Annotated in this window: 9 protein-coding genes and 5 tRNA genes; 3 read left to right on the top strand and 11 right to left on the bottom strand. The window is 35.3% G+C overall.

Translation table 11 applies throughout. The annotated features are described in order from the left end of the window. Position 1 precedes the first annotated feature (1 nt). The 3 genes from CI949_RS11035 to CI949_RS11045 all read right to left on the bottom strand — a co-directional run bounded on the left by CI949_RS11035 (position 2) and on the right by CI949_RS11045 (position 261). Positions 2-77 (bottom strand) — tRNA-Trp (locus CI949_RS11035). Positions 78-89: 12 nt separating this feature from the next. Continuing rightward, positions 90-165, bottom strand: a tRNA-Thr gene (locus CI949_RS11040). Positions 166-185: 20 nt separating this feature from the next. Beyond that, positions 186-261, bottom strand: a tRNA-Trp gene (locus CI949_RS11045). 327 nt (positions 262-588) lie between these two features. On the opposite strand from CI949_RS11045, the gene CI949_RS11050 reads away from it, so the two are divergent. Further along, positions 589-1,992: an NAD(P)/FAD-dependent oxidoreductase gene (locus CI949_RS11050; RefSeq protein ID WP_290766393.1), complete on the top strand. Its 1,404-nt coding sequence runs from the start codon at positions 589-591 to the stop codon at positions 1,990-1,992. Between the two features lie 29 nt (positions 1,993-2,021). Here CI949_RS11050 and CI949_RS11055 read toward each other — a convergent pair whose 3' ends face one another. Continuing rightward, complete coding sequence (locus tag CI949_RS11055; protein ID WP_290766395.1) at positions 2,022-2,591, bottom strand: class I SAM-dependent methyltransferase; 570 nt, start codon at positions 2,589-2,591, stop codon at positions 2,022-2,024. A 175-nt stretch (positions 2,592-2,766) separates the two neighbouring features. Between CI949_RS11055 and CI949_RS11060 the strand changes: the two genes are divergently transcribed. Further along, positions 2,767-2,842, top strand: a tRNA-Glu gene (locus tag CI949_RS11060). Positions 2,843-2,851: 9 nt separating this feature from the next. Further along, positions 2,852-2,936 (top strand) — tRNA-Tyr (locus CI949_RS11065). Between the two features lie 79 nt (positions 2,937-3,015). On the opposite strand, the gene CI949_RS11070 is transcribed toward CI949_RS11065, so the two are convergent. The 7 genes from CI949_RS11070 to CI949_RS11100 all read right to left on the bottom strand — a co-directional run. After that, complete coding sequence (locus CI949_RS11070) at positions 3,016-4,197, bottom strand: helix-turn-helix domain-containing protein (protein WP_290766414.1); 1,182 nt, start codon at positions 4,195-4,197, stop codon at positions 3,016-3,018. Between the two features lie 227 nt (positions 4,198-4,424). Then, positions 4,425-5,324, bottom strand: a complete 900-nt coding sequence (locus CI949_RS11075) for an ABC transporter permease (RefSeq protein WP_290766397.1) — start codon at positions 5,322-5,324, stop codon at positions 4,425-4,427. After that, positions 5,324-6,436 carry an ABC transporter permease gene (locus CI949_RS11080; RefSeq protein ID WP_290766400.1) on the bottom strand — a complete coding sequence of 371 codons (1,113 nt, stop codon included), beginning with the start codon at positions 6,434-6,436 and terminating at the stop codon, positions 5,324-5,326. Before CI949_RS11080 ends, CI949_RS11075 begins: the two co-directional genes overlap by 1 nt. Continuing rightward, complete coding sequence (locus CI949_RS11085) at positions 6,429-7,973, bottom strand: ABC transporter ATP-binding protein (RefSeq protein ID WP_290766403.1); 1,545 nt, start codon at positions 7,971-7,973, stop codon at positions 6,429-6,431. Before CI949_RS11085 ends, CI949_RS11080 begins: the two co-directional genes overlap by 8 nt. Positions 7,974-8,059: 86 nt before the next feature. Then, the gene (locus CI949_RS11090; RefSeq protein WP_290766405.1) at positions 8,060-9,145 is read right to left on the bottom strand and encodes a BMP family protein; all 1,086 of its coding nucleotides are present in this window, start codon (positions 9,143-9,145) and stop codon (positions 8,060-8,062) included. A 146-nt stretch (positions 9,146-9,291) separates the two neighbouring features. Further along, positions 9,292-10,023: a GntR family transcriptional regulator gene (locus CI949_RS11095; RefSeq protein ID WP_290766408.1), complete on the bottom strand. Its 732-nt coding sequence runs from the start codon at positions 10,021-10,023 to the stop codon at positions 9,292-9,294. Between the two features lie 89 nt (positions 10,024-10,112). Further along, the coding region (locus CI949_RS11100) for a DNA translocase FtsK (RefSeq protein WP_290766411.1) at positions 10,113-11,922 on the bottom strand (1,810 nt) is incomplete at its 5' end.

An 11,922-nucleotide genomic window follows, 5' to 3' on the forward strand; every position in this document is an offset into this window, starting at 1 on the left:
ATGGCAGGGGAGACAGGAGTTGAACCTGCAACCAATGGATTTGGAGTCCACTACTCTGCCAGTTGAGCTACTCCCCTAAAAATCAAAAATGGAGCTGATGACCAGACTTGAACTGGTAACCTGCTCATTACAAGTGAGCTGCTCTACCAATTGAGCTACATCAGCATAGTATTAAATTGAAAAAATGGCAGGGGAGACAGGAGTTGAACCTGCAACCAATGGATTTGGAGTCCACTACTCTGCCAGTTGAGCTACTCCCCTAAGACGAGGCGTTTTTCAATCAAGCAATAACTATTATAATAGAGTTAAAGGTATAGGTCAAGTGTTATTATTGGAATTATACTACTTTAGAACAATTTAATCTGTTTTTGCTTAAAAATACTTCTCTATACCCTGATTTTCATTAATTTTTGGCTGGATATTTATTAAAAAAATTCTAAATATTCCACTCTTCTCCTGTAAAATTGTAAGCTATAATACATCTGATATATTTTTTCTAAAATGTTATAAAGAACTTGAAATTAGTTTGAGAATATATTATCATATATATCGTAAAAGTTAAATATTTTGTAATATGAGGTGGTTATAATGGAAAAACATGACTTAATAGTAATCGGAATGGGTCCTGCTGGAATGGCAGTTACAGCAATGGCTGCAAATATGGGACTGGATGTTCTCTCAATTGAAAAACATAAAGTTGGTGGGGAATGTCTAAACTACGGCTGTGTTCCCAGCAAAGCTTTATTAAAAGCGGGAGAGGTAAATGAAGTTGCTGAAAATTTAAGACAGTATGGAATAAAATTAGCTGGTAAAACTGAAATCGAAAATCCTTTAGAAATTGTTAGAAATAAAGTTGGAGAAATCAGCGGCAACAAAACAATGAAGGTTTTTGAAAGAGCAAAGTTAATTGTCGACCAGGGGGAAGCTAAATTTGTTGACAAAAAAGTAGTTGAAGTAGCTGGGAAAAAATATACTGCTGATAAGATCTTTATTGCAACAGGTACTGAACCAATGATTCCACCAATTCCTGGACTGAAAGATGTTCCCCGTTTAACTAATTTGAATATTTTTGAGCAGGAAGATATACCCGAAACCCTAACAATTATTGGTGGAGGTGCAATCGGATCAGAAATGGCTCAGGCTTTTTCCAGATTGGGATCTAAAGTAAATATGTTCCAGATTGATGATCATCTGGTGCCAACAGGTGATGAAGAAGCTGGAAGAGTACTGGAAGAAAAGTTTAAAAAAGAAGGCATTGGTGTCCACAACAGCACTGGAATCAACAAAGTTGAAGAAAAAGACGGTAAAATCGTTACCCATACAGATGTAGGAATCTTTGAATCTGATAAAATTTTAGTAGCTACTGGTAGAAAGGCTGTTTTAGATCCTTTAAAACTCGATAATGCTGGAATTGAATATGGTAAGTCTGGCATCAAAGTTAATAGAAAGCTGGAAACTAATGTTAAGGGAGTATATGCTGTCGGTGACTGTAATGGTAAGGCTCTACTCTCTCATGCTGCTATGCACCAGGGAATGCTGGCTTTAATGAATGCTATCAATCCAACTCCAATTAAACAATTTAATTATGATGATTATCTTGTTCCCTGGTCTGTATTTACTAAACCAGAAATTGCCCAGGCAGGAATCACAGAAAAAGAAGCAAACGAAAAAGGCTTGAATTATCAGATTGTAAAAGAAAGATATGAAGATTATGGCCGAGCAATTGCAGATGGTAAACCAGAAGGATTTGTTAAGGTAATTACAAACAGCAAAGGAAAAATATTTGGAGCTACAATTGTTGGTGAAGCAGCCAGTGAGCTAATCCATGAATGGATATTAGCAATTCAGCATGATATTTCAATGTTTGATATTATGATGACTCAGCACTCCTTCCCCACTATTTCTCTAATGAATAAGCGGGTTGCAGAAAAGTGGATGATGAATAAAACAGACTCTGGAATAATTCCTAAACTAGCTAAAAAACTTATATAAAATAAAAAGCAGGCAGGTGCCTGCTTTTTTTAATTCCTCTTTTTAATAGCAACTACTTCCGGTGGTGGCCCTGGCTGATTAAGAAATTTATAATTTAAAACATTATATTTTTTGTAATCCAGATCAGTTACATAGTCCAGAACTGCTTCTCTTTCCTCATCTCCTCCATCATGACCGCTGTAAATAACAAGCACAACAACTCCGTCCTTTTTGAGCAGCAAAACTGCTTTTTTTAAAGCTCTAAGTGTACTTTTAGACTTTGTTATGATCTCTTTATTTCCTCCCGGCAGATATCCAAGGTTAAAAATAGCAGCTGATATTTCCTCATTTAAATATTGATCAAGCTCAGCGTGACTGTTTTTAATCAATTCAACATTCTCTTCCAATTTAGCTTCCTGCAGCAGTTTTTTTGTATTAGCAATGGCTTCTTTTTGAATATCAAAAGAAAAAACTTTCCCTTCTGCTCCAACCAGCTCAGCTAAAAACTTTGTATCATGACCATTGCCAGCAGTAGCATCAAGGGCTTTATCTCCAGATTTAAGTGCTTCCCTTAATAAAAAATGTGAAAAATCAACTGCATTAAAGAAATTGTTTGACATAAAAATCACTCTCTCTCATAAAATTTTATTTAAAGCTTTATAAGTCCGAAAAAACTTAAAAAAAATAGTATTCACTACTTAATTTACTATCAAAGTCAATAATCAGCATCAAATTAAATTGACCATCTGCTGAAGTTACTATATACTATTAATTGTGCTTGTGAAAAAGCTATCTGCCCTCATCGTCTAGGGGTCCAGGACACCAGGTTTTCATCCTGGCGGCAGGGGTTCGAATCCCCTTGAGGGTACCATTTTAATACGGAGGGGTGCCCGAGTGGTTAAAGGGAGCAGACTGTAAATCTGCCGGCGATGCCTACAAAGGTTCAAATCCTTTCCCCTCCACCATTACTTTAAATATTTAAAACACCCGCAAAACGGGTGTTTTTTTATTTGTTATTTAATTTTACAAAATAAACAGACATACTTAATCTCTCAGATTATTAATTCTTATTTCCTGATCTTGATTAATAAACTCTACTTCTGCTATTTCCCCATTTCCAGCCCAGGGACCGTAAACTTCTCCATTTATTTTAGCTGTAATAGCATTTCCGTTTCCTATTTTTATATAAAGCCTTTGATCTACTTCAAATTCACGCTGATCTCCATCCTCTAAAATACCGCTAAATACATTTTCTCCATCGAGGTCTACAGAAACCCAAACTGTGTCAGCTGCAGAAAAAAGTAGCGTGTTGTCAAAATCAGCCACAGTCTCTTCTTCAACTGAACCAGCTGCAGTTTCAGACTCATTAGCATCTAATTGAGTTCTTTCTGTATTTTGAACCTCTTCCTCTTCAACCTCAGATTCAACATCCACAGCTGCTGAATCATTTCTTTCCTTTCCACTCTCTGTACTCTCTGTTTTTTCTGATATAATTATTTCATTAATTTGATTTTGTTCCTGAGAGTTTAAACCATTCAATTCTTGAAAATTATTTTGCTCAATTATTTCCGTATTTTCTTCTGTAAGAATATCTGAATCAAATGAATCAAATAAGTTGTCAGTCAATTCATTTTCGAAAGAATCATCATTAAATATTCTCAAACTGGAATCTAAATCTTCTTCTGAATTAACAGCATTTTCTTTATCTATTTCCTCTTCAGCTGCTGAAGCTGAATCATCATTATTTTCCACTTCTAAAAGTTCTGATTCTTCTTCTATATTCTCCTGAATGCTGTTCTGCTGATTTAATAATCTTATTTCAGAATTGTTAACATATTGATAAGTGTAAACTGCAGCAGCACCTAAAAATAGTAATAATAAAATAATAAAAATAATTTTTAATGGATTTTTTTTATTATGATTCTGATTACTGCTGGACACTTTAGTTCCGTTTAAATAATCTTTTTGTAAGTTGCTTTCTTTTTCTTCTTTGATATTTAAAATCGGGTAATTTTCAAGTAGAGCCTGATAATTAATATCTACTTCTCTTGCATAACCCTTTATAAAAACCTTTAAATAAACATTTCCGGGTAATATATCAAAATTGTTTTCTTCAATTGCTTCTAGATATTTTTTTCTAATTTTGGTTTCTTCCTGAATATCATCTAAGCTTAAACCTTTTTCCTGTCTGGCTTTCTTAAGTAATGTACCCAGTTCAAGTTCCATTTCTTCCAATTTATTGTCCTCCTTATGCACTAGTGCACTGCTGCAGCTTTTAATATTTATTGGTTAATTTACTTAAAATTCAAAGTAGATAAACACTATTTATTATTATAACATACTTTAGTAATAAATTTAATCTTTTTCAATGTATTTTTTATTTTAGAGCGCAAATAAAACAGGGACAGCATTAAAATACTGTCCCTGTTGGAAGATCACATTTTTTTATTTTATTACTTCTCACCTTTATAATAAGGCTCTCCAGAAGCAGCTGGTGGAACTGATTTACCAAAGAAACCAGCCAGTACAATTAAAGTAAGGACATAAGGTATTGCACTGATTAATTCTGAAGGAATAAACGGAAACTCAACCCGAACAGCAATTGCCTCAGCAAATCCAAAAAGCATTGCAGCACCAAAGGCACCAAAAGGATGCCACTTACCAAAGATCATAGCCGCCAGAGCAATAAAACCACGGCCAGCTGACATTTCCCTAACAAAGGCACTACCATCACCTATTGAGAGATGTGCTCCAGCAAGACCAGCTAAAATTCCACTGATTAAAACACTAATAAATCTCCATTTATTAACATCAATCCCCAGTGTATCAGCTGCTGCGGGATGCTCACCAATTGAGCGAATCCTCAGTCCCCAGTGGGTCTTAAAGAAAATAAACCAGACTATAGGAACTAAGATTATTGCTATATAAGTAATTGGATTAAATCTTACATCAAATAATCTAAAAGCAGGGAGACGATTAACCATTGGTGATGTTCCCTTAACACCAAATAATACCTGGAGTAAGAAAATTGTAATTCCGGAAGCAAAAATATTAATACCTGTACCTACAACAATTTGATTAGCTTTAAAGGTCACACAGACAAGTGCAAGAATTGCCGCAAATGCCAATCCAGCAACCATCGAATAAACTACACCAATCCAGGGATTACCTGTGCTCGCACTTCCATAAACCGCTGCAAAAGCACCAAATAACATCATTCCTTCTAACGCAATATTAACAACACCGGATCGCTCAGAGAAAATACCTCCTAAGGCTGCTAGAATTAAAGGAGTAGCAAAGCGAAAACTAGCAAGGATTAGTGAAAGAGAAAATATTTGTTTTAAAGTTTCCATTATTCAACCCCTCCTTTTGCTTTTCTTTTTGCAAGATAAACTTTAAAGACCTGGAGGGCTGCAACAAAGAAGATTACTAAAGCCTGAATCAGCATTACAATTTCAGATGGAATACCTGAAAACTGCATTTCTAAACCACCCTGTGCCAGTGCTCCAAATAAAATACCACCTAAGATAACTCCAATTGGATGAGTCTGTCCGATTAAGGCAACAGCAATTCCTGTAAAACCATAACCAGCATCCATACCCTGCATAAAGCTGAAGTGAGTACCAAGTACTTCTCCAACTCCGGCTAGACCAGCTACAGCACCACTGATGAACATAGCAGTTATTATACCTTTGCTGGCATTAATACCACCATATTCTGCTCCATCAGGATTAAAACCAACTGCTCTCATCTCATAACCAAGTGTTGTTTTAAATAATAAATACCATAAAATAACTGCTGCAATCAGAGCAAGGAAAAAGTTGAGATGAATTCTGATAGCAGGACTGCTTAACAAATCAGATAAAGGCAAATCTTCAAGAAAAGAATACTTATTCATATTATTAAAATTAAACATTGCTGCTGACTTCATAATTCTAGGTGTAGCCGGACGACCGGTATCTCGAAAAAGATTAATTCCATAATTAATAGTTAGTGCAATTGCAATATGATTTAACATAATTGTTGCAATAACCTCATGTACATCCATTTTAGCCTTTAAAAAACCCGGCAGACCACCCCAGAGTCCACCAACAAACATTCCAGCAATTATCGCAAATGGAAGATGAATAAAAGCTGGTAAAGAAGTAAAATAAAAACCAACAACTCCTGCTGTAAAACCACCCATTAATAGCTGTCCTTCAGCTCCAATGTTAAAAAGCCCGGCTCTAAAAGGAAGAGCTACAGCAAGCCCGGTTAAAATCAGTGGAGTTGAGCGCCAGAGGGTGTTGGCAATTGCTCTAAAACTTCCAAAAGATCCTATGTAAAGAGCAGAATAGGCATCCAGAGGAGATTTATCAGTTAGAAAAATAAATAAAGTACCTACAATTAATGCAACAACTATTGATAATAAAGATAAACCTAGATCAGTTAAAATAGATTTTATTTTGTCTGAGTAGTTATTCATTTCCTTCACCTCCTGCTTCAACTTTAGAACCAGTCATTAATTTACCGAGTTCTCTCTCATCTGTTTCTGAAGCTTTTAAAACATCAACAATTTCTCCTTCAAAAATAACTGCAATTCTATCACTTAAAGATAATACTTCGCTTAATTCTGCTGAAACTAATAAAACACCGGCTCCATTGTCGCGTCGGTCTATAATCTGTTTATGGATGAATTCGATTGAGCCAACATCTACTCCCCGAGTCGGCTGAGAAGCAATTAAAAACTCAGGATCATGCGAAAATTCTCTGGCAACAATTAATTTTTGCTGATTACCACCAGATAAATTTTTTGCTTGAGATTCCATTCCACCACCGCGAACATCATATTTTTCTATTAAATCCTGTGTATATTGAGCCACATTATCATAATTCATAATTCCATTTTTAGAAAATGGCTCTAAATCATGATACCCCAGAATAATATTTTCTTTCAAATCAAAGTCCATAATTAGACCGCGTTTTTGTCTATCTTCTGGTATATGAGCAACCTTTTCTCTTTTAATCTCACGAGCATTATATTTTGTAATATCTTTACCGCGCAGCTCAACTTTACCACTTTCAATTTTTCTGAGTCCGGTTATAGCTTCTACTAATTCTGACTGACCATTACCCTCAACACCAGCGATACCAAGAATTTCACCTTTGCGGACTGAAAGTGATATATCCTTTACAGCAGGAATATTTCTGTTATCTTTTACATTTAATTTTTCAACACTAAAAATTTCATCACCAGGTTTTGCTTCCGTTTTTTCTACTTCTAATAAAACCTGACGCCCTACCATAAGCTCAGCCACATCTTCCTTTGTTACATCTGCAGTTTCAACAGTATCAATACTCTTTCCACTTCTCAAAACTGTAATTCGATCAGAAATAGTTTTAACTTCTTTTAATTTGTGGGTAATAAAAATAATAGTTTTACCCTGTTCTTTTAAAGAACGAAATATATCAAATAATTCATCAATTTCCTGAGGAGTTAAAACCGCGGTTGGCTCGTCAAAAATTAATAACTCTGCACCTCTGTAAAGAGTTTTAATAATTTCAACTCTCTGCTGCATACCAACAGAAATATCTTCAATTTTAGCCTCAGGATCAACAAAAAGACCATATTTATTTGAAATATCCTGAACTTCTTTTTTGGCAGCTTTTTGATCCAACATTAAACCACTGCGGGGCTCATTACCAAGTACTATATTTTCTGTTACAGTCAGTGGATCAACTAACATAAAATGCTGATGAACCATTCCGATCCCTAATTTAATAGCATCTTGAGGCCCGTTTAATTTGATTTTATTACCTTCATAAAAAATCTGGCCGCCATCTGCCTCATATAGTCCATATAAAACGTTCATCAAAGTTGTTTTACCTGCACCATTTTCTCCAACAAGAGCATGAATCTCACCCTTTTTAATTGATAAATTAACATTATCATTTGCTTTAACACCTGGAAATATTTTAGTTATATTCTGCATATCTAAAATATAATTATCTTCCCTGGGCATGATTATTCCTCCCTAAATATACTAGAAATTAATGGGGCTCTGCTGGAAAGCAGAGCCCTTTAGTTGAATATAATTTGTGCTGCTTATTAAAGGTTTTTAGGTCTGCCAGTTTCTCCCCAGTTTTCAACTTCAATTTCACCATTGATAATCATTTCTTTAATTTTGTTGATTCGATCTGCATGAGGAGCAGTAACTTCTTTTTTCATCTCTTTAATTGTTTCTAATTCTTCTTCAGTAATTGTGCCATTTTCATATGCTTTAATTACTGGCTGACCAACCTCAGTTAAACTTGTTAGATCAACACCACCATCAGCTAAGGTGAAGTACAAGTTGTTTCCACCCTTGTAATTACCTTCAACTACAGATTTAACTGTATCAAATACAGCGTTATCTACCTTTTTAAGCATACTTGCAATTACATGACCTGGAGCAATATAGTTCTGGTTGGAGTCAACACCTATTGCATAAATATCTTCTTCTTCAGCTGCCTGGAAGACACCAGTTCCTGTACCACCTGCAGCATGATAAATTACATCTGCTCCATCATCAATCATACCAAGAGCAATTTCACGACCTCTAGCTGGATCTCCAAAGTCGTCAGCGTACATGCTCTGGATTTCAATATCTGGATTTATATATTTTGCACCCTGATAAAAACCACCTTCAAAACGATGGATCAGTGCAAAATCTACTCCACCAACAAAACCAACATTACCATTTTCACTTGTTAGAGCTGCAAGTGCACCAGCAAGGAAAGAACCTTCCCATTCAGCAAAGTTTAAAGTAACAATGTTATCTGGAACATTCTCAAATGTCTGATCAACATGAGCAAACTTTGTCTCAGGATATTCACTGGCAACAGTTCTTAAACTATCTGCCATCTGAAATCCTACACCAATAACTAAATCATAACCTCTGGAAGCAAAGCGTCGTAGTGCTGTTTGGTCTTCAGAAGGATCTGCTGGCTCAATGTAATCAAATGAAATACCAAGTTCTTCTTCGGCTCTCTGCAGACCTCTGTAAGCTGCATCATTAAAGGAAAGATCTCCTAAACCACCAGTAGATAAAACAATACCTACTTTAACATCTTCCTGAGCTGCTGCAGGTCCTGCTGCAAAAACAACCATCATAACAAAAGCAAAAACAATAGCTAAACTTAAAACTTTTTTCAAAATAATGACCCCCTCATATATTTTTTAATGGTACCAAAATTTGTGAATTGCAATTATAATATAACATTTTTATCTTATATTTGCAACATAAAACACTTCAATTTTAGTCAATTGTTCCAAAATTAACTATATTAAAAATTTAATATTTATCTGCTTCTTAAGACTTTAAACTGGAACTGGTCACTTCTAAAATAATTTTTTGAATAAAGAAACAATCTTTCTTGATTATCATAATGCATCTGTTCTAAAAGCAGAATAGGACTGTGTTTCTTTACATTTAATTTTTCCATTAATTTATCTTTGGCAGTAACAGGAATGATTTCTGCTACAGCATATTTGATTTCTAAGTCATATTTATTTTCCAGCAGATCAAATAAAGAATGACTAAAATCATCATCTATATCAATTGGAAAAAGATTGGTATTTAAATAATCAATACAAAAAACAACCGGCTTCTGATCTGCAGTTCTAACCCGCTGCAGTTTTAAAATTTCTTCGTTTTCTTTAATGTTCATTTTTAGAGCAAGATGTTTCTCAATCTTTTCTTTTGAGATCTCCAGAGCTCTTGTTCCCGGGGTGAATCCCTCATTTTTAATTGTATCTGTTACACTAAATAATTCCTCAATACCTCTTTTAAAACGGGGAATTGGTTTAGAAATAAAAGTTCCTACACCTTGACTTTTGATGATTTTACCTTCCTTTTCCAAAACTCTCAGTGCTTCTCTTAAACTTGCCCTGCTGACATCTAACTCTTTTGCAAAAGCCGTTTCTGAAGGAAGTTTATCACCTGCCTCATAAATTTCCTGATCAATTAAGTTTTCAATGTGTTCCTTAATCTTTAAATATAGTGGTCTCTTATCATGTTTTAGTATATCCAAATTCCCAGTCCACCCCTCCTTTCTTCAGACGTCTTACCTGTCTGACAACTAACTAAATAGTATCACAATTCAATTTTTTTGTCAAGATTTTAACTTTTTTGATCTTCGGTTTCAGCTTCTTGATTTTCATATTCACCGTTCAATATTGCTTCCAGATCATCTTCTTTTACCAGAACCTCCCGAGGTTTACTGCCTGCATAAGGACCAACAATTCCATCCTCTTCCATAGTATCAATCAAACGAGCCGCACGAGAATGACCAATATGAAGCCTCCGCTGCAGCATAGAAATTGAAGCTCTGTATTTAACTACCAGTTTAACTGCTTCCTCGTACAATTCATCCTGCTCATCATCAATTGATAATTCAACTTCTTTGATGTCATCTTTTTCAATTTTATATTCTGCGGTTGCCTGATTTTTAACAAAAGAAGTAATTTCCGAAATCTCCTGATCTGTCAAAAAAGCACCCTGAATTCTCTGCGGCTTCTGCATCCCCACAGGTGCAAATAACATATCTCCTTTACCGAGCAGTTTTTCTGCCCCTCCCATATCCAGAATCGTCCTGGAATCTGTAGCTGAAGAAACAGCAAATGAAATTCGACTTGGAATATTAGCTTTAATTAAGCCGGTAATTACATCAACCGAAGGCCTCTGAGTCGCAATTATCAAATGAATCCCGGCTGCTCTTGACATCTGAGCTAAGCGGCAGATATTATCCTCTACCTCATTAGCTGCAACCATCATTAAATCGGAAAGCTCATCAATAATTACTACAATATAGGGCATCTTGTCCTCCGGATCATCAACCTGCTTATTATAGGACTCAATTCCTCGGCTGCCGGTTTCAGAAAAAAGATCATAGCGATTTTCCATTTCTTCTACTACCAGTTTTAAAACATTGGCTGCTTTTTTGGGATCAGTAACAACAGGTGTAATTAAATGGGGCAGCCCCTGATAGATATTTAGTTCAACTTTTTTGGGATCAACAAGCAGCAGTTTAACCTCTTCTGGAGTTGCCCGATATAGAATGCTGCTGATTAAAGTATTGATACAGACACTTTTACCTGAACCAGTAGCTCCAGCAACTAATAAATGAGGCATCTTAGCCAGGTTAAAGACTGCTGTATCGCCATCAATTCCCTTACCTAAAGCCAGGGTCAGTTTATCTTCAGCTTTTTGAAATTCTTCGGAGACAATTACATCCCGAAAAGATACAGTAATATCATTGCCGTGAGGGACCTCAATCCCAACTGCTGCTTTACCAGGAATAGGTGCTTCAATTCTGACATCTCTAGCTGCTAAAGCAAGTGCAATATCATCAGATAAATTAACAATCTTGCTGACCTTTACCCCTGTAGCTGGCTGGATCTCATAGCGGGTAATTGTTGGTCCGTGGTTAACATTAATCACTTTAGCTTCAACCCCAAAACTGTTTAAGGTTTCTTCCAATAACTCACTTTTATTTGCTAGTTTAACCTTCTTCTTACCCGAATCATTTAATAAAGAAATTCCAGGAAGTGTGTAATCACCGTGTTTTTCTCCCTGATCTTTAACATCTTTAGATTGATCTTTGGTAATATCAAAGTCCTCAGTAATTTCCCTATCGTTTGCTGAAGCTGCTGTTTTTTCTTTTTCTTTATTTTTGGAATTTTTACCTTTAGAATTTTGCTTCTCTTCATCTTTTTTAGTATTACTTTGAGTCATACTGGGATTAATAGAATTTGATTTTTCTAATTCTTTATCTTCATTTTCTTTTGCAAAAGTTTCTGCTTCAGCAGCTGAGCGTTTTTTCTCTTTTCGTTTCTTATTTTTTCTTTCAGCTTTTTTTGCTCTGGCTTCTTTAATTCTGGCAAAAAGATTTAATCTGCCAAAAGAAAGATTACTAAAAAAACTTTTAATT

Source organism: Halanaerobium sp. (genome assembly GCF_003070835.1).

Coding starts and splice junctions, on each gene's coding strand:
- CI949_RS11055 (WP_290766395.1), bottom strand. CDS start 2,591: ATGTCAAACAATTTCTTTAATGCAGTTGATTTTTCACATTTTTTATTA.
- CI949_RS11085 (WP_290766403.1), bottom strand. CDS start 7,973: ATGCCCAGGGAAGATAATTATATTTTAGATATGCAGAATATAACTAAA.
- CI949_RS11075 (WP_290766397.1), bottom strand. CDS start 5,324: ATGGAAACTTTAAAACAAATATTTTCTCTTTCACTAATCCTTGCTAGT.
- CI949_RS11070 (WP_290766414.1), bottom strand. CDS start 4,197: ATGGAACTTGAACTGGGTACATTACTTAAGAAAGCCAGACAGGAAAAA.
- CI949_RS11050 (WP_290766393.1), top strand. CDS start 589: ATGGAAAAACATGACTTAATAGTAATCGGAATGGGTCCTGCTGGAATG.
- CI949_RS11080 (WP_290766400.1), bottom strand. CDS start 6,436: ATGAATAACTACTCAGACAAAATAAAATCTATTTTAACTGATCTAGGT.